This window comes from Devosia sp. Z6_126 (genome assembly GCF_058133495.1).
The window spans coordinates 922,027-938,652 of record NZ_JBYUNO010000001.1 but is presented as its reverse complement, the minus strand read 5'-3'; the positions used below and the strand labels follow the sequence as shown (position 1 = coordinate 938,652).

25 protein-coding genes are annotated in these 16,626 nt (G+C 64.3%); 15 read left to right on the top strand and 10 right to left on the bottom strand.

Features of this window, described 5'->3' with window-relative positions:
• Positions 1-16 precede the first annotated feature (16 nt).
• Positions 17-607 (top strand): Smr/MutS family protein, encoded by a 591-nt coding sequence (locus tag AC3YOG_RS04605; RefSeq protein WP_172121694.1) that lies wholly within the window; start codon positions 17-19, stop codon positions 605-607.
• Entirely contained in the window at positions 604-969 is a 366-nt protein-coding gene (locus AC3YOG_RS04600) for a helix-turn-helix domain-containing protein (RefSeq protein ID WP_172121695.1), read from the top strand. Before AC3YOG_RS04605 ends, AC3YOG_RS04600 begins: the two co-directional genes overlap by 4 nt.
• Positions 970-1,123: 154 nt before the next feature.
• Here the strand turns inward: AC3YOG_RS04600 and hslU are convergent, their stop codons facing one another.
• From hslU to hslV, 3 genes are read right to left on the bottom strand one after another with little or no spacing between them, the layout of a single operon-like run.
• Complete coding sequence (gene hslU, locus AC3YOG_RS04595) at positions 1,124-2,434, bottom strand: ATP-dependent protease ATPase subunit HslU (RefSeq protein ID WP_489889519.1); 1,311 nt, start codon at positions 2,432-2,434, stop codon at positions 1,124-1,126.
• Positions 2,431-2,952 (bottom strand): GNAT family N-acetyltransferase, encoded by a 522-nt coding sequence (locus AC3YOG_RS04590; RefSeq protein ID WP_489934241.1) that lies wholly within the window; start codon positions 2,950-2,952, stop codon positions 2,431-2,433. Before AC3YOG_RS04590 ends, hslU begins: the two co-directional genes overlap by 4 nt.
• Positions 2,949-3,509 (bottom strand): ATP-dependent protease subunit HslV, encoded by a 561-nt coding sequence (gene hslV / locus AC3YOG_RS04585; RefSeq protein ID WP_127754969.1) that lies wholly within the window; start codon positions 3,507-3,509, stop codon positions 2,949-2,951. The genes AC3YOG_RS04590 and hslV overlap by 4 nt, the downstream gene beginning before the upstream one ends.
• Before the next feature lie 115 nt (positions 3,510-3,624).
• Here hslV and hisB point away from each other — a divergent pair, with 115 nt between their 5' ends.
• From hisB to coaA, 8 genes are all read left to right on the top strand, one after another.
• A complete protein-coding gene (gene hisB, locus AC3YOG_RS04580; protein ID WP_489934240.1) occupies positions 3,625-4,242 on the top strand; it encodes an imidazoleglycerol-phosphate dehydratase HisB in 618 nt (205 codons plus the stop codon).
• Between the two features lie 118 nt (positions 4,243-4,360).
• Positions 4,361-4,708 carry a DUF2628 domain-containing protein gene (locus tag AC3YOG_RS04575; protein WP_489934239.1) on the top strand — a complete coding sequence of 116 codons (348 nt, stop codon included), beginning with the start codon at positions 4,361-4,363 and terminating at the stop codon, positions 4,706-4,708.
• Entirely contained in the window at positions 4,705-5,358 is a 654-nt protein-coding gene (gene hisH, locus AC3YOG_RS04570) for an imidazole glycerol phosphate synthase subunit HisH (RefSeq protein ID WP_489934238.1), read from the top strand. Before AC3YOG_RS04575 ends, hisH begins: the two co-directional genes overlap by 4 nt.
• Complete coding sequence (gene hisA / locus AC3YOG_RS04565) at positions 5,355-6,086, top strand: 1-(5-phosphoribosyl)-5-[(5-phosphoribosylamino)methylideneamino]imidazole-4-carboxamide isomerase (protein ID WP_489934237.1); 732 nt, start codon at positions 5,355-5,357, stop codon at positions 6,084-6,086. Before hisH ends, hisA begins: the two co-directional genes overlap by 4 nt.
• A gap of 150 nt (positions 6,087-6,236) precedes the next feature.
• A complete protein-coding gene (locus tag AC3YOG_RS04560; RefSeq protein ID WP_489934236.1) occupies positions 6,237-6,404 on the top strand; it encodes a hypothetical protein in 168 nt (55 codons plus the stop codon).
• A gap of 4 nt (positions 6,405-6,408) precedes the next feature.
• Positions 6,409-7,212, top strand: a complete 804-nt coding sequence (gene hisF, locus AC3YOG_RS04555) for an imidazole glycerol phosphate synthase subunit HisF (protein ID WP_489934235.1) — start codon at positions 6,409-6,411, stop codon at positions 7,210-7,212.
• Positions 7,209-7,526, top strand: coding sequence for a phosphoribosyl-ATP diphosphatase (locus tag AC3YOG_RS04550; protein ID WP_489934234.1), 318 nt, complete (start codon positions 7,209-7,211; stop codon positions 7,524-7,526). The genes hisF and AC3YOG_RS04550 overlap by 4 nt, the downstream gene beginning before the upstream one ends.
• A complete protein-coding gene (gene coaA, locus AC3YOG_RS04545) occupies positions 7,526-8,479 on the top strand; it encodes a type I pantothenate kinase (RefSeq protein WP_489934233.1) in 954 nt (317 codons plus the stop codon). Before AC3YOG_RS04550 ends, coaA begins: the two co-directional genes overlap by 1 nt.
• A 3-nt stretch (positions 8,480-8,482) precedes the next feature.
• Here the strand turns inward: coaA and AC3YOG_RS04540 are convergent, their stop codons facing one another.
• Positions 8,483-8,833, bottom strand: coding sequence for a VOC family protein (locus tag AC3YOG_RS04540; RefSeq protein ID WP_489934232.1), 351 nt, complete (start codon positions 8,831-8,833; stop codon positions 8,483-8,485).
• A gap of 116 nt (positions 8,834-8,949) precedes the next feature.
• Here AC3YOG_RS04540 and dapB point away from each other — a divergent pair, with 116 nt between their 5' ends.
• Positions 8,950-9,780, top strand: coding sequence for a 4-hydroxy-tetrahydrodipicolinate reductase (gene dapB / locus AC3YOG_RS04535; protein WP_489934231.1), 831 nt, complete (start codon positions 8,950-8,952; stop codon positions 9,778-9,780).
• Positions 9,777-10,391, top strand: coding sequence for a 2,3-bisphosphoglycerate-dependent phosphoglycerate mutase (locus AC3YOG_RS04530; RefSeq protein ID WP_489934230.1), 615 nt, complete (start codon positions 9,777-9,779; stop codon positions 10,389-10,391). The genes dapB and AC3YOG_RS04530 overlap by 4 nt, the downstream gene beginning before the upstream one ends.
• Here AC3YOG_RS04530 and AC3YOG_RS04525 read toward each other — a convergent pair.
• A complete protein-coding gene (locus tag AC3YOG_RS04525; protein ID WP_489934229.1) occupies positions 10,388-11,263 on the bottom strand; it encodes a methylated-DNA--[protein]-cysteine S-methyltransferase in 876 nt (291 codons plus the stop codon). The two genes, AC3YOG_RS04530 and AC3YOG_RS04525, sit on opposite strands and share 4 nt — an antisense overlap.
• 62 nt (positions 11,264-11,325) lie before the next feature.
• A complete protein-coding gene (locus tag AC3YOG_RS04520; RefSeq protein ID WP_127754982.1) occupies positions 11,326-11,808 on the bottom strand; it encodes a DUF2244 domain-containing protein in 483 nt (160 codons plus the stop codon).
• Positions 11,809-11,853: 45 nt separating this feature from the next.
• Between AC3YOG_RS04520 and nth the strand changes: the two genes are divergently transcribed.
• A complete protein-coding gene (nth, locus tag AC3YOG_RS04515; RefSeq protein ID WP_489934228.1) occupies positions 11,854-12,546 on the top strand; it encodes an endonuclease III in 693 nt (230 codons plus the stop codon).
• Here the strand turns inward: nth and AC3YOG_RS04510 are convergent.
• Complete coding sequence (locus AC3YOG_RS04510) at positions 12,543-12,995, bottom strand: DUF2214 family protein (protein WP_489934227.1); 453 nt, start codon at positions 12,993-12,995, stop codon at positions 12,543-12,545. The two genes, nth and AC3YOG_RS04510, sit on opposite strands and share 4 nt — an antisense overlap.
• Positions 12,996-13,046: 51 nt before the next feature.
• Here AC3YOG_RS04510 and AC3YOG_RS04505 point away from each other — a divergent pair, with 51 nt between their 5' ends.
• Both AC3YOG_RS04505 and AC3YOG_RS04500 read left to right on the top strand, forming a co-directional pair.
• A complete protein-coding gene (locus AC3YOG_RS04505) occupies positions 13,047-13,607 on the top strand; it encodes a TetR/AcrR family transcriptional regulator (RefSeq protein WP_127754985.1) in 561 nt (186 codons plus the stop codon).
• Between the two features lie 86 nt (positions 13,608-13,693).
• Positions 13,694-14,698, top strand: coding sequence for an adenosine kinase (locus AC3YOG_RS04500; RefSeq protein WP_489934226.1), 1,005 nt, complete (start codon positions 13,694-13,696; stop codon positions 14,696-14,698).
• Here the strand turns inward: AC3YOG_RS04500 and AC3YOG_RS04495 are convergent.
• Genes AC3YOG_RS04495 through AC3YOG_RS04485 form a run of 3 tightly spaced genes read right to left on the bottom strand, consistent with a single transcriptional unit; the run spans position 14,695 to position 16,624 of the window.
• The gene (locus AC3YOG_RS04495; RefSeq protein ID WP_489934225.1) at positions 14,695-15,258 is read right to left on the bottom strand and encodes an NUDIX hydrolase; all 564 of its coding nucleotides are present in this window, start codon (positions 15,256-15,258) and stop codon (positions 14,695-14,697) included. The two genes, AC3YOG_RS04500 and AC3YOG_RS04495, sit on opposite strands and share 4 nt — an antisense overlap.
• Entirely contained in the window at positions 15,251-15,949 is a 699-nt protein-coding gene (gene pyrF / locus AC3YOG_RS04490) for an orotidine-5'-phosphate decarboxylase (protein ID WP_127754988.1), read from the bottom strand. The genes AC3YOG_RS04495 and pyrF overlap by 8 nt, the downstream gene beginning before the upstream one ends.
• A gap of 36 nt (positions 15,950-15,985) precedes the next feature.
• A complete protein-coding gene (locus AC3YOG_RS04485; protein ID WP_489934224.1) occupies positions 15,986-16,624 on the bottom strand; it encodes a histidine phosphatase family protein in 639 nt (212 codons plus the stop codon).
• Positions 16,625-16,626 lie beyond the last annotated feature (2 nt).

Sequence of the window (16,626 nt, the reverse complement as noted above, 5' to 3'; positions counted from 1 at the left end):
GGGCTGGCACCCATTCATGTCCAAGCGTGATCCCAAGCGGCTGCCGCATGACTTCCACTTGTGGACGACGGTCGCCGCAACGGTAGATCCGCTCCGGCGCAAGGGGCTGATGCGCATGGGGGCTGGGCCGCTGCCCATGCCGCCGGCCGAAACGCCCGCTGAGCCCCCTGCGCGGCCCGCTCCCGGCAAGCCCAAGCCGCCCCGCAAACCGTTCCTCGCGCCGTACCAGGCGCCGCTCCCCAGCGCACCACCTCCCGAGCGCAGCATCGAGCCCGCCATCCATAAAAAGGTGCGCAAAGGCCGGATCGATATCGATGGCACCATCGATCTGCACGGCATGACCCAGAACGAAGCGCGCAGCGCGCTGCATCGCTATGTGCAATCGCGCTGGGCCCGTGGCGATCGCACGCTCCTCGTCATCACCGGCAAGGGTGCCCGTACCGACAATGACTACATTGCCGCCATGAACGAGCGCGGCGTCTTGCGCACCATGTTGCCGATCTGGCTGAGCGAGCCGGCGCTGTCGCCACTGGTATCAGGCTGGACACTGGCGGCCCGCGGCCATGGCGGGGAGGGCGCGTGGTATGTGCGCCTGCGCCGCCAATGACCCCGCTTGGCGCCAAATTGCGCGCGCTGCGCGAAGAACGCGGCATCCAGCTCAAGGACATGGCAGCGGCGCTCCAGGTTTCGAGCGCCTATCTATCCGCTCTCGAGCACGGCCGGCGCGGCAAGCCCACCGGCTTTCTCCTCCACCGCATCATCGCTTATTTCAACGTCATCTGGGACGAAGCCGAGGAACTGCAGCGCCTCGCCGAAATCAGCGACCCCAAGATAACCATCGACACTGCCGGCATGGTCCCCGAAGCCACTGAACTCACCAACCGCCTCGCTGCCGATATCGGCAAGCTCACCGCCGAAGACCTCCGGTTCCTCCACACCGAACTGGTACGCCGCTCCACCCGCCGGTAGTTTTGAGCTGTTAGGGCCGGTGCTGTCTGTCGGCTCACCGCCCCATCCCACCCCCGATGGTTGGCTACTTAACCTTTACGCGGCTGGAAGCCATCACGCGGGCAAAATCAAAAGGGGTGAGAGAACCACCTCCCACCCCTTCACACTCAAAAGACTACAGCACGAACTTGCTCAGATCCGTGTCCGCCGCCAGCACGCCGACCTTCTCGGCCACGAAGGCCGCATCGATTCGGATGGTCTCGCCCTGCTTGTCCGGGGCCTCGAACGAGATGTCTTCCACCAGCCGTTCCAGCACGGTTTGCAGCCGCCGGGCGCCGATATTTTCCACCGACGAATTTACCCGCACCGCCGCATCGGCAATGGCTTCGATGGCATCCGGGGTGAATTCAAGCGTCACCCCTTCCGTACCCATCAGCGCCACATATTGCTTGATGAGGCTGGCTTCGGTGTCGCTCAAAATTCCGATGAAATCCTCGCGCGTCAGCGCCTTGAGTTCGACCCGGATCGGCAGGCGGCCCTGCAATTCGGGCAGCAGGTCCGAGGGCTTGCTCACATGGAACGCGCCCGAAGCGATAAACAGGATATGGTCGGTTTTGACCGGCCCATATTTGGTCGCGACGGTCGTGCCTTCGATCAGCGGCAACAGGTCGCGCTGCACGCCTTCGCGCGATGGCCCGCCCTGCACGCCGCCCTCGCGCGCCGCCACCTTGTCGATCTCGTCGATGAAGACGATGCCGTGGTTTTCCACCAGCTCGATCGATTCGGTCTTGAGCTGTTCCTGGTCGAGCAGCTTGTCGGCTTCCTCGGCGATCAGCGGCTCATAGGCATCCTTGACCTTGAGCTTGCGCTTAACCCCGCGCCCGCCCATTGCCGACTTGAACATGTCCGATAGATTGATCATGCCGATCCCGCCATTGGGCATGCCCGGCATCTCAAAACCACCAGTCGAGGGCGATGGGGTCAGCTCGATCTCGATTTCCTTGTCGTCGAGCTCGTTGGCCCGCAGCTTCTTGCGGAAGGAATCGCGGGTTGAAGGCGTGGCTGACGTGCCGACCAAGGCATCGAGCACCCGCTCTTCGGCATTATGATGCGCCTGGGCCTGCACATCGGCGCGGCGCTTGTCGCGCAGCACGGCAATGCCCGCTTCCACGAGGTCGCGGATGATCTGCTCCACATCCCGCCCGACATAGCCCACCTCGGTGAACTTGGTGGCTTCCACCTTGATGAATGGTGCTTGAGCCAACCTGGCGAGGCGGCGCGAAATTTCGGTCTTGCCGACGCCGGTGGGCCCGATCATCAAAATATTCTTGGGCGTCACCTCGCGCCGCAATTCGGGCGGCAGCTGCTGGCGCCGCCAGCGATTGCGCAGCGCCACGGCTACCGCGCGCTTGGCATCCGCCTGACCCACGATATTGCGGTCGAGCTCGCTGACGATCTCGCGCGGGGAAAAATTGGTTTCACTCATTTCGTTGTCTTTCCTGGTGCCTCGTCGAGCAAGCGCACCATCAGGTGTTCGTCGATGTAACGACCGTTCACATAAAGAGACCGCGGTTCGGTCCCGTAGATTTCAAACCCGGCCTTCCGGTACAGCGCCAGGGCCGGTGCATTTTCTGCGCCAGCGGCCAGCAGCACCTGCTGGTGGCCGAGCTGTCTCGCATGGGCCACGGCCGCCTCGATCAGCGGCAGCGCCATGCCTTGGCCGCGCGCCTCGGGGCGGACATAGACGGTATAAAGATTGCCGATATGCCGCCGCTTGGCGCTCTGGCTCCAATACAGGCCGACCACGCCGCAGAGTCTTTCCGCAACAAAGCCACCAAACACGGCGCTGCCCGTCAGTTGCTCGGTAAAGGCCTCGAGCGGTTGCTGGCTTTCCTCGCCATGATCGCCGCCAAAGGCTTCCGGTGTATCGAGCAGCGCTTCGAGCCGGATCGTCCGGAACGCTTCGGCATCCGCCGCCGTCAATTGCCGGACCGAAAAACTCACGCGTCCAGCTCGATGGTTTCCACCGTCACATTGCCATTGGTGTAGACACAGATTTCCTCGGCGATCTTCATCGCCCGGCGCGCCACATCCTCGGCATCGAGTTCGGTGGCCTGGTGCAGGGCCAGCGCTGCCGAATGGGCGTAGTTGCCGCCCGAGCCGATGGCGATCACGCCATGATCGGGGGTCAGCACATCGCCATTGCCGGTCAGCACCAGCGTGTCCTTCTTGTCGGCCACGATCATCATGGCTTCCAGCCGCCGCAGATATTTGTCGCCGCGCCAGTCCTTGGCCAGCTCAACGGCCGCGCGCATCAGCTGGTCGGGATATTGCTCGAGCTTGGCTTCGAGGCGCTCAAAGAGGGTAAAGGCATCGGCGGTAGAGCCGGCAAAGCCGCCGATCACCTTGCCCCCGGCCAGGCGTCGCACCTTCTTGGCGCCGTGTTTCATCACGGTCTGGCCCATGGACACCTGGCCATCGCCAGCCACCACGACCTTGTTGCCCTTGCGCACGGAAACGATCGTCGTCCCGTGCCAGCCGGGGAATGCTGCATCACTCATGGGGAGAACTCCAGAACTTGTCGGTTCTTACTTAAGCGCAGCCCCGGTGATTTCAATGTGGGCCCGGCCGAGGCGCCACCTCGCTTCAATCCAATCTTTAAGGCTGCCGCGCTACATGCTAGGAGCCCGACGCCCGGAGGCCCCAATGCGCACTGCCACCATCGCCCGCAAGACCAACGAAACCGATATCCGCGTGTCCATCAATCTCGATGGCACCGGCAAGCACGCCATGGCGACGGGTGTCGGCTTTTTCGATCACATGCTCGATCAGCTGGCGCGCCACTCCCTGATCGACATGGAGATCAGCTGCACCGGCGATCTGCACATCGACTTCCACCACACCGTGGAGGATGTCGGCATTGCCTTGGGCCAAGCCATTCGCGAGGCCATCGGCGACAAGCGCGGCATCAACCGCTATGCCAGCTGCGATCTGCCCATGGACGGCACCCTGACCCGGGCGGCGCTCGATGTTTCGGGCCGCCCCTTCCTCGTGTTCCGCGCCCAGTGGAACCGCGACAAGATCGGTGAGATCGACACTGAGCTGTTCCAGGAATTCTTCCAGGCCTTTGCGGTCAATGCCGGCATCACCCTCCACATCGAGAACTTCTACAGCGACAACAGCCACCATCTGGCCGAGTCCATGTTCAAGGCCGTCGCCCGTGCACTGCGCGTGGCGCTCGAAATCGATCCGCGGGCGGCCGACCGCGTTCCCTCCACCAAGGGCACGCTCTAGGCTTTCGCTGCGGCGCCTTTTGCCCTAATGGAGCAGCAGCGGGCGGGAACACCCCGCGCGGCAGGCCCACGCCCCGGGTCTGCCCTCCGCCGCGCTCTTTGTGCACTGGAGCCAACTGGTGACCTTTTACGCCATTTTTGACGCTAAGCCCGGCCAGGCCGATCTGCCCGTCGCCGTGGGGGATCGCTTCTCCTGGCTCGCCTTCTGGCTGCCCCCCGTCTTTGCGCTGCGCCATGGGCTCTGGCTCGAATTGCTCGGCTACGTGCTCCTTGTCCTCGCGCTCGGATTTGCCTCGCTCTGGCTGGGGCAGGGCGCCACCACAGCCCTTTACGGCGTACTGGCCGCTTCAATAGGCTTTGCCGCGCCCTCGCTGCGCCGCGCCAAGCTGGCGCGCACCGGCTGGACCTATCGCCGTGAACTCTGGGCACCCTATTCCGAACAGGCTCAACTGGAGGCCCTGCAATGAGCCGCGTTGCCATTATCGATTACGGCGCAGGCAATCTGCATTCCGCCGCCAAGGCCTTCGAGCGGGTGGCCGCCGGCTTGGAACACCCGCCTGAAATCCTCGTCACCGCCGACCCTGAAGTGGTGCGCGGCGCTGACCACATCATGCTGCCGGGCGTCGGCGCCTTTGCCGATTGCAAGCGCGGCCTCGATGCCGTGCCCGGCATGGTCGAAACCCTCAACAGCAAGGTCATTGCCGGCGGCACGCCGTTTCTGGGCATCTGCGTGGGCATGCAGCTCATGGCCGGCGAAGGCCGCGAAAAAGAAATCACCCCCGGCCTTGGCTGGATCCCCGGCCCGGTCGAACGCATCACCCCCAGCGATCCCAGTCTCAAGATCCCCCATATGGGGTGGAACACGCTCCGATTCGAGCGCCCCCATGCCCTGTTGTCCGGGATCGCCGACGGACCCGATGGGCTCCACGCCTATTTCGTTCATTCCTATCACCTGCGCCCCACCCATCCCGAGCACCTTATCGCCACCACCGAGTACGGTGGCCCGGTGACCGCTTGCGTTGGGCGCGACAATCTCTTTGGCGCGCAATTCCACCCGGAAAAATCCCAAACCCTGGGCCTGCGCCTGATCGAAAACTTCCTGAGGTGGACGCCATGATCCTCTTCCCCGCCATCGACCTCAAGGATGGCCAATGCGTGCGCCTCAAGCTCGGCGACATGAACCAGGCCACCGTCTTCAACGACGATCCGGCTGCCCAGGCCAAGAGCTTTGAAGACCAGGGTTTTGAGTATCTCCACGTCGTTGATCTCAACGGTGCCTTTGCCGGGCAAAGTGTCAACGGCGCGGCGGTGGAAGCCATTCTCAAAACGGTGAGATTTCCCGTCCAGCTCGGCGGCGGCATCCGCAATCTCGGCCATATTGAAGCCTGGCTCGACAAGGGCCTCGCCCGCGTCATCCTCGGCACCGTCGCCGTGCGCGATCCCGCTTTGGTTAAGGAAGCCGCCCGCAAGTGGCCCGGCCAGGTCGCCGTCGGCATCGACGCCCGCGCTGGCATGGTGGCGGTGGAAGGCTGGGCCGAGACCTCCGAGCTCAGCGTCATCGAGCTCGCCTGGCGCTTCGAAGGCGCTGGCGTTGCCGCCATCATCTATACCGATATCGATCGCGACGGCGTGCTCGCCGGGATCAACTGGGACTCGACCCTGGAGCTTGCCCGCGCCACCGCCATTCCGGTGATCGCCTCGGGGGGCCTCGCGTCCATGACCGATATCGAGCGCCTGATCCAGCCCGATGCGCAGGTGCTCGAAGGCGCCATCACTGGCCGCGCCCTTTACGATGGCCGCATTGATTCACGTGAAGCCCTGACGCTGCTGCGGCAGGCGGCTTGAAATGGCGAACCGCTTTCCCGGGCGGTTCTACCTTCTGCGCTCGCCGTCATCGTCTTTCTGGCCCTCCTGCCACTGATTTCGGTATGGCTGGCCACAAGTCTTGCCGATTGGCACAATTGCCAACTGGACGAAGGCTCGGTTCATGCCTGCATGATCGCCGGGGCCGATTGGGGGGAAGCGCTTTACGCTATGGCCCTGATGGGCTGGCTGATGCTGGCCAGCATTCCGTTCGGTGGCGGAGCCGTGCTGGTCTGGCTGATCATGCTTACTATTCACTGGCTGGCCTGGCGCCGGCACCATCGCCTGCCGCAAGGATAATCCGATGAGCCTCAAGACCCGATTGATCCCCTGCCTTGATGTGATGGGCGGCCGCGTCGTCAAGGGCGTGCAGTTCGTTGACCTTCAGGATGCCGGCGATCCCGTCCAGGCCGCCATGGCCTATGATGCCGCCGGCGCCGATGAGCTGACCTTCCTCGATATTGCCGCCAGCCATGAAGGGCGCGACACCATTGTCGATGTGGTCCGCCGCACCGCCGAGCATTGCTTCATGCCGGTAACCGTAGGCGGCGGCGTGCGCACTGTCGAAGACATTCGCCGCCTGCTGCTGGCCGGGGCCGACAAGGTCGCCATCAACTCTGCCGCCGTCAGCGATCCCGATTTCATTGCCCGCGCCGCCGACAAGTTCGGCAATCAATGCATTGTCGTTTCCGTCGACGCCAAGGCCCGCGCCGAGGGGGCAGGTTGGGAAATCTGGACCCATGGCGGCCGCAAGCCCACTGGCATTGATGCGGTGGAATTTGCCACCCGCATGGTCGAGCGTGGCGCCGGCGAATTGCTCGTGACCTCCATGGACCGCGACGGGACCAAGACCGGCTTTGATCTGCCCCTCACCCGCACCATCGCCGATGCCGTGGAAGTCCCGGTGATCGCCTCGGGCGGTGTCGGCACGCTCGATCACCTGGTCGAGGGTGTCAGGGAAGGCCATGCCAGCGCCGTGCTCGCCGCCTCCATCTTCCACTTCGGCACCTTCACCATCCCCCAGGCCAAGCACTATCTGCGCGACCACGGCATTGCTGTGCGCATGGACCCGCCCGATGTCGAACCCGAGCAAAGGATTGCCCCATGACCCTCGAGGAACTCGACGCCCGCATCGCTTTGCGCGCCAGCGCCTCGCCCGACCAGAGCTACACCGCCAAGCTCCTCGCCCAGGGCATCGAAAAATCAGCGCAAAAGCTCGGCGAAGAAGCCACCGAAGCCGTGATTGCCGCCGTCACTGGCAACAAGCCCGAACTCACCAAGGAAGCCGCCGACGTGCTTTATCATCTGCTTGTCGTGCTGCGCGCGGCTGACCTGCCGCTGGCCGAGGTCATGGCCGAGCTTGACCGCCGCACCGCCCAAAGCGGGCTCGAAGAAAAAGCTGCGCGCGGGGCAGGGCACTGATGGCCAAGCTCAAGCGTCGGCCCCCCGAGCCCTACCATCACCTCACCAAGGCGCAATGGTCCAAGCTGCGCGCCGATGAGCCCATGACCCTGACGCGCGAGGACGTTGCGCGCCTGCGTACCCTCTCCGATCCCATCTCGCTCGAGGAAGCCGAGGAAGTCTATCTGCCGCTGACCCGGCTGCTCTCGTTCTATGTGGAAGCCGTGCAGAATCTGCACCAGGTTTCGACGCGCTTTCTCGGCACACCCGACCAGCGCGTGCCCTTCATCATCGGCGTTGCGGGCTCGGTTGCCGTCGGCAAATCCACCACCGCCCGCATTCTCCAGGCGCTGCTGCGCCGCTGGCCGGCGAGCCCCAAGGTCGATCTCGTCACCACTGATGGCTTTTTGTACCCCAATGCCGTTCTGGCCGAACGCGGGCTCATGGAGCGCAAGGGCTTTCCCGAAAGCTATGATCGCGCTCGCGTCGTCGGCTTTCTCGCCGATGTGAAATCGGGCAAGGGCAAGATCTCGGTCCCGGTTTATTCCCACCTCGTTTACGACGTCGTACCCGGCGAGGAAGTGGTGATCGATCGCCCCGACATCCTCATTGTCGAGGGGCTCAACATCCTGCAGACCGGCGAACTCCCCAAGACCGGGGATCCGATCCTCTTTGCCTCGGATTTCCTCGACTTCTCCATCTATATCGACGCCGACGAGGATGATCTGCGCGACTGGTACATGGAGCGGTTCTTCCGCCTGCGCGAAACCGCCTTCCGTGACCCCAGTTCGTTCTTCCGCCGTTTTGCCGATATGACTGAGGAAGAGGCGGGGACCTTTGGGAACAAGGTCTGGGAAACCATCAACCTGCCCAATCTGCTCAATAACGTGCTGCCGACGCGTGGCCGCGCCGATTTGATCCTCAAAAAGGGCAAGAGCCATTTGATCGAGGAAGTGCGCCTGCGTCGCGTCTGACGCTTAATACGTCCCCGGCCGCGGCTCGCTCAACACGATCTGGTTGCCGTCAGGGTCGCGCAGCTTGGCGGTCTTGAAGAAATCGCCTATCGATTTGGCCACCGGCTCGATGCCCACACTTTTGAGCCGGTGCAATTCCCCCGCCAGATCATCGACGATCAGCGTCAGCGTCGATGCACCCGCCCGATCCCCGTCGGTGATCAGCTGGATCCATCCATCCGTTGGCAGTTTCCATTCCGCCACATCGCCCAGCGGGCGCGAATCGGCCTCCCGGCCGAACAGCAGCTCATACCAAGGCAGCGACTCGCCGAAATCGTCGACCGCGATGCCCGCAAGCGCATTGGTGATGGTCATGCAAGATCTACCCCGCCCTTAGAGTTTCCCAACCTAGCACGCCGGTCCCCGCGGGGCACGCAGTTGGCGCGGCCCGATGGCGCTGCTATAGGCAAAGCCGAAAATCGGAGTAGATGATGGCGGAACTGAGGGTAATCATCGCGGGCGCCGGCGGGCGCATGGGCGCAGCCAATATTCGGGCGCTGGTCAACCATCCCGGCGTGGTGCTCCACGCCGCCCTGGATCGGCCCGGCTCAAGCGTGCTCGGGCGTGATGCCGGCACGCTAGCCGGACTCGAGGCCGTCGGCGTTCCGGTGGTCGATTCGCTCGATGCCGCGCTGACCGGCGCCGACGCCATCATCGATTTCACCGCCCCGGCGGTCAGCGTCGCGCTGGCACAGCGGGCCGCTGACACTGGCTTGATCCATGTGATCGGCACAACCGGCTGCACCCTCGAGCATGACGCCGCGATTGCCGCCGCTGCCAGGGCCGGGGCCCGCATCGTCAAATCCGGCAATTTCTCCCTCGGGATGGCCGTGCTCTCCAACCTCGTGGAACAGGCCGCTGCGGCTCTGGCCGACTACGACATCGAAATTGTCGAAATGCATCATAGCCGCAAGGTCGACGCGCCCTCGGGCAGCGCCCTCATCCTCGGGGAAGCGGCCGCGCGCGGTCGCGCCGTTTCGCTGGAGGAAAAATCCGTGCGCGTGCGTGATGGCCATACCGGCCCGCGTGAAGCGGGCACGATCGGCTTTGCCACCCTGCGCGGCGGCACGGTCGTTGGCGACCACAGCGTTATCTTTGCCGGCCCCGGTGAGCGCCTCGAGCTTGGTCATCGCGCCGAAGACCGCTCCATCTTTGCCAATGGCGCCCTGCGCTCGGCGCTCTGGGCCCGCGATCAGGCCCCCGGCCTTTACACCATTGCCGATGTGCTCGGCCTCACCCAGTCATCAAGGACCTCATCATGACCGGCACCCTGATCCTTGTCCGTCACGGGCAAAGCGAATGGAACCTGCTCAACCTCTTTACCGGCTGGCGTAACCCCGACCTGACCGAGCAGGGGATGGAAGAGGCCCGCGCCACCGGCAAGGCGCTGAAGGCCGCTGGCATCGTGCCTGACCTTTATTACACCTCGGCTCTGCGTCGGGCCCAGCACACGCTCGATCTGATGCTCGAGGAAATGGGCGTTCTGAATTGCACCATCATCCGCAACACTGCGCTTAATGAACGCGACTATGGCGACCTGTCGGGTCTCAACAAGGATGATGCCCGCGCCAAATGGGGCGAGGAGCAGGTGCTGATCTGGCGCCGCTCCTATGATGTGCCCCCTCCTGGCGGCGAATCGCTCAAGGACACCGCGGCCCGCACCTTGCCTTACTACGAAGCCGAGATCCTGCCGCGTCTCCAGGCCGGCGAAACCATCCTCATTGCTGCCCATGGCAACTCGCTGCGCGCCATGGTCATGGCCATTGAGGGGCTGACGCCCGAGCAGATCCTCAAGCGCGAGATCGCGACCGGCCAGCCCACTGTTTACGAGATCGGCAGCGATGGCGCGCTGCTGCGCCAGGTCGCGCTCTAGGTTTCACGTGAAACCGGGTGGGTGGCCGAAATAACCCCGGCTTCCCACCCCAGGATCGCGCGCTTGCGTGGCACGCCCCAATGATAGCCCGTCAGGGCCCCCGAACTGCCCACCACCCGGTGGCAGGGCACCACAAAGCTGATCGGGTTCTTGCCCACCGCTGCCCCCACCGCCCGCGATGCCGCCGGCCGTCCGACCTGACGCGCCACTTCGGCATAGGTGCTGGCCTGCCCCAAGGGGATCGAAAGCAGCGTTTCCCAAACCTTGACCTCGAAATCGGTGCCAATCAGCACCACCCGCACCGGCTGCTCGGGCGACCAATGCGCGGGCGAAAACACCTGGGCCACCATTGGTGCGATTCGCGCATCGTCACGGATGAACCGGGCATTGGGCCAGCGCTGCGCCAGATCCTCGAAGGCCCCCTCAACGCTTGTCTCGCCATCGGCAAAGCCCAGCCCCGAAATGCCGTAGTCGGTGGCAGTCACGACGGCCGTGCCGAACGGCGAGGGGGCCGCGCCCCAGACCATGTCGATACCCGCGCCCCCTGCCCGGAACACGCCCGGCGGCATCGCCTCATAGGTCACGAACAGATCATGCAGCCGTGAGGTGGAGGAGAGGCCCACTTCGTAGGTGGTGTCGAGCACGCTTTGCCGGCTCGCCAGCAGCGATTTGGCATGGTCGAGCGCCACCGCCTGGGCAAAGGATTTGGGCGTCAGCCCGCACCAGCGGCGAAACAATTCGCTGAGCGATCGTTCGCTTTGCCCCAGCGCGCGGGCGAATCGGGCGAGATCGAGTTCATCCGGGCCCGTTTCGCTGAGATAGCGAATGGCCGCACGGATTGCCTCGTAATCATCGGCTGCGGAAATTGTCACATGCGTGTTCATGGGGTGGAGGCTAGGCCAATGCGCCCCGGCACGCGACCCGAAAACAACGTCTAGGCGCGCGCCTTGCGCAGGGCCGAACCGAAGGCCTTGCTGAAGCTCGAGAGGTCATCGGGATGCAAGAACGCCCCCACTGGCGTATCGAGCCCGCCCGAGCGCAGCAACAGCCCCGTCGTGCGCTCGTTGATATCGCGCTCGATCACCAGCCGCACTTGGCGCGGGTCAAACAGCTGCGTGCTGGTTTCGCCCTTGGCCCCGATGCTGGTCAGCTCGAGCCGATCCTTCCACAGCCGCACCTGCTCGGCCTGCTTGCCGCCCTTGATCGAGGCATGCATGGCCCAGGCAATCGCGAGCACGTCGAGGCCCATGAACCCGATCACCGGCCAGGCGCCCATGGCAAAAAAGATGATACCGGGGATCAGCGCGAGGACGCCTGCCAGGGCAACAACGAACCAGCCACCGCGTCGCGACAGGGAGCGGTGTGGCGTCAGCCTAGCTGCAAAGAGCGGCGCTGTGGTTGTAGCTTGCATCGACATGGTAAAGCTCTCAAGCCATATAACCCCAAAGCGGGGAGTGAGAAAATGCCGCCATTAAAAAAAGTGAAGTCACTGCCTCCCGCGGCTATCGCGGCGATCTTCGAGCGCTTCCACAGCATAGACCCTGAGCCGAAGGGCGAACTCGAATATGTCAACGCCTTCACTTTGTTGGTGGCGGTGGTGCTTTCGGCCCAGGCGACCGATGCCGGCGTCAACAAGGCGACGCGAGCGCTCTTTCAACTCGCGCCCACCCCCGCCGCCATGGTGGCGCTTGGCCCCGAGCGCATCGAGGAAATGATTCGCACCATTGGCCTGTTCCGCACCAAGGCCAAGAATGTCTATGCCCTCAGCCAAAAGCTCCTGGCCGAGCATGGCGGCGAGGTCCCGGCCGATCGCGAGGCGCTGGAATCCCTGCCCGGCGTCGGGCGCAAAACCGCCAATGTCGTGCTCAACATCTTTTTTGGCCAGCCCACTATGGCCGTCGACACCCATGTGTTCCGGGTCAGCAACCGCACCGGCATCGCTCCAGGCGCCACGGTGCTGGCGGTGGAAACCCGGCTCATGCAGGTTATTCCACCTGAGTATGCGCTCCATGCCCATCACTGGTTGATCCTGCACGGCCGTTATATCTGCAAGGCGCGCAAACCCGAATGCTGGCGCTGCCCCATCCGGCAATGGTGCCTGTTTGAGCCCAAGACGCCCGCACCCGGCGGCGGCCCTCAGCCGCTCTCGAGCTAGCTGCCGTAACCCCGCGCCATCATCGCAGCAAAGATTGGCACGAGGATGAGAAAACCCAACTCGGCATGGAGGAACCGACGCTGCCGGCGAATTTCACCTTCGCTTGGGCGAAAGCCGGGATTGGCGCGAAGCGCTTTGCGCCACCGGCCAAAGGCAATTGTGGGCGCAATTGACAGCAGGCCCACCGCCACAAAGGCGGCCATCTTTCCCCAGAAGGCGTGATTGCTGAAATAATAGTCCGGACCCGCGGCACCCCAGTACAGCCGCATCACTCCCACTAGAACGACCAGCACTGCGGCGCTGCCATAAACGGCGTCGAGCCGCGCCAAGCGCTGCAGCTGTACGCCGTCTAGACCGGGACGCAGCAGCACGAATTCGGCTGCGATCGCGCCAACCAAGGTGAACACCGCTAGATGGTGACCAATCGCCAAGGCAAGATCTGCATCCATCTTCCGCTCCATTGTTGACGCTGTTCACATGCTAGTTTAGGCATGTGAACAATGTCAACTTCGAACCACCCGCCGTATCACCATGGCGATCTGCGCAACGCCTTGCTCGACGCCGCTCTCATCATTCTGGAGCGGGAAGGGGAGGCGGGCCTCGGCCTGCGCGAACTCGCCCGTGCCGTTGGCGTGTCACCAGCCGCGCCTTATCGCCATTTCGACGGCCGCATTGCCCTCCTGGAAGCGCTGGCGGTCACCGGCTTTCGCCGCTTCACCCAGATGATGGACGAGGTCGGCGCCACGAACCCGCCCGATCCTCTCGCCGCCATGGGCCGCGCCTATGTGTTGTTCGCGCTTGATAACGGCAATCTCTTTCGCCTGATGTTCTCCCCGCAGCTGCGCCGCGCCAATCGTCCCGGCCTGCGCATGGCCGCCGATGCCGCCTTTGCCACCCTGCGCCGCGTTGCTGGCGGGGAAGGGCGGGAAGCCCGCATTGCCTCGCTCACCGCGTGGGCGCGCGTTCATGGCCTTGCCGTGCTGCTGCTCGATGGCCAGATCGCCATTGAAGCGGGCGAAGACACCCGAGACCTGATCGCCCAGATCATCGGCCGCTCCTAAGCTGGCTACCCGCCTAGTTCGGCTGGCCAATTGCACAGCCCGGCGCGATCCTCTACACCGCCAAGGTCTGGTCCCGGAGCCCCTGCATGTCCGAAACGCGGTTTGACGTCCTCACCATCGGCAATGCCATTGTCGATATCATTGCCCCCGTCGAGCCGGGCTTCATCGAGCGCGAAGGCATGAGCAAGGGCATCATGCACCTCATCGACACCGACCGCGCTGCCGATCTTTACGACAAGATGCCCCTGGGCAAGCAGCAGATCTCGGGCGGCAGCGCCGCCAACACCGCCGCCGGCGTCGCCTCCCTTGGTGGCCGCGCCGCCTTTATCGGCAAGGTCGCCGACGATCCGCTGGGCGACGTCTTTGCCACCGACCTCGATGCGCTGGGCGTCTACTACGCCACCAGCCGCCTCGAAAACGGCGCGCTCACCGCCCGCTCCATGATCTTCCTGTCCGAAGATGGCGAGCGCACCATGAACACCTATCTCGGCGCCTGCCACGAGCTGACCGAGCGCGACATCCGCCCCGACGAGATCGGCAGCGCTGCCATCACCTATATGGAAGGCTTTTTGTGGGACCCGGTCGAGGCCAAGAAGGCCTTTGTGCTGGCCGCCCACTACGCCCACAAGAACGAGCGCGCCGCCGCCTTCACCCTTTCGGACCCGTTCTGCGTCGATCGGTATCGCGCCGAGTTCCTCGATCTCATCCGCTCCAAGACCATCGACTATGTCTTTGCCAATATCAACGAGCTGAAATCGCTCTACCAGACCGATGATCTGGGCGTCGCGGTGCGCGAGATCGCCAAGGATGCCGAACTCGCCGCCATTACCATGGGTGCCGATGGCGCCATGGCGACCTGCAATGGCGAAGTGGTTTCGGTACCAGCCTTCCCGGTGCCCCATGTCGTCGATGCCACCGGCGCCGGCGATCTCTTCGCCTCGGGTTTCCTGCTCGCTATGGCCCGTGGCCAAACGCTGGAAACCGCGCTCAAAACCGGCTGCCTCGCGGCTTCCGAGGTGATCTCCCATATCGGCGCGCGCCCGCAGCTCGATCTGGGCGACCTGACCCGCGAGCACGGGCTGGCGGGCTAGGCTCGGAGCGCCTCCAGCCGCCGCAGCGCGCGCGGGGCGAAATCCGCCAGCGCCTCGACTGGCCGCCATTGCGCGCCATGCACTTCCTCGAGCTGGGGCGTGAGCGGCAAGGCCGGGTCGGCCACGTACAAATATTGCAGATCGTGGTGCACATGCGCCGGCTCGTTGCGGGCCGGTTTGTCCGGCACGTCGTGGCTGTCGATGGTGAAGGGCAGATCGCTATCCGCGTGCCAGGAATGGAGCCGCAGATCTGCGACCCCCGTTTCCTCGAAGGCTTCCCGTGCCGCCGATTGGGCAAAGCGCGGTGCCGGTTCGTAGTGCCCGCCCGGCTGCAGCCATCGGCCGATGGTGACATGGTCGATCAACAAGGCCTGCCGGAGATCGGGCGAAAGCACAAAGGCACTGGTCGTGACATGCCCCGGCAAGGTGCTCCGCTCATCGAGCTGATGCCCCTCTGCGATCTGCCAGCGTAACAGGGAGAGGTATTCTCCCCGCTCCGCCACTTCGGCAAGGTAGCGCTCCACGAGGGCATTTAGCGTAGGCAGGAAGAGTTTAGGCAAGCCGGGTGCCGCCGGCCATTTCGGCGAGGATCGCCCGGGCTGCCGCCGCGGGATCGGGCGCTTCGATAATCGGGCGCGCCACGACGAGATGGGTCGCGCCGGCGTCGAGCGCCTCGCGCGGACCCATGACCCGCTTCTGGTCCCCCGCCGGCGAACCGGACGGGCGAATGCCGGGCGTCACTACCGCGAGGTCAGGACCCACGAGATTGCGCACCATCCCCGCTTCATGGGCCGAAGCCACAACGCCACCGATCCCGGCTGCCCGCGCCTGTTCGGCCCGCAGCGCGACGAGGCCCGCCGCATCGCGCTCATAACCCGCTTCGCGCAGATCGGCATCGTCCATCGAGGTCAGCACGGTAACGCCCAATACGCACAGCCCCGATCCCGCGGCGGCCTTGGCGGCGGCGCGCATGGTCTTGGGATAGGCATGCACGGTCAGCATGGTCGCGCCGGTCTGCGCGAAAGCAGCGACCCCTTTTTCAACCGTGTTGTCGATGTCGAGGAGCTTGAGATCGAAGAATACCTTCTTGCCCGCGCTAATCAACTCCTTGCCCAGGGCAAACCCGTCCCCGCCATAAAACAGCTGGTAGCCGATCTTGTAGAACTCGACGCTGTCGCCCAGCCGCGCCACCATGTCTTCGGCCTTGGCGCGCGACGACAGGTCCAGACCAACAATCAATTCTCCGCTCACCGCTGTACTCTCCCGGGGTAAAAACTGCCGGGAGGCTTAGGTCAAAACCCGTGCCTCCGCAATCGCCGGCGCGGTGAACCAGTCCGCCGGCAATTCCTCGAGCGGGGTCCAGTCCAGCAGCACTTGTCCCTCGGCAAGATCGAACACGAACCCATTGCCACCGCCCCGACCGCCGCGGCGTCCCTGGTCCTCCTTGCGATCGATCGGCACTCCTGCGGCAAAGCATTTGAGTAGCGTGCCCACCCCGCCATGCCCGCAAAACACTGCCGGGGTGCCCGGGGGGACACTGGCCAGCGCCGTGCGCACCGTTTCAACGATACGGGCCTGCGCGTCGATCGCCCGTTCCCATCCCTGGTAGCTGCTATGGGGTTCGGCAAAGAACTGGTCGGCTGCCAGCTCAAACAGCGCCGGGGGCAGAAAGCCCGTGCTGCTGCGATCATTTTCCCCCATCAGGTGATCGCTCAACACCACTGTCCCGGTGCTCGCCGCGAGAACTTCGGCGAGATCGAGTGCCTTGCGCTCGCGGCTTGAAAAGATCATCGCGCCGGGCGGCACCACGCCGCGCGCCGCAAAGCGCTCAGCCCGGTCGAGCCCTTCGGCCGATAGCGGCCACAGCGGCACCGGCACATTGGCATCCATGCTGATCTGCGGGTGGGAAAGGTAAAGTGCCCGCATCG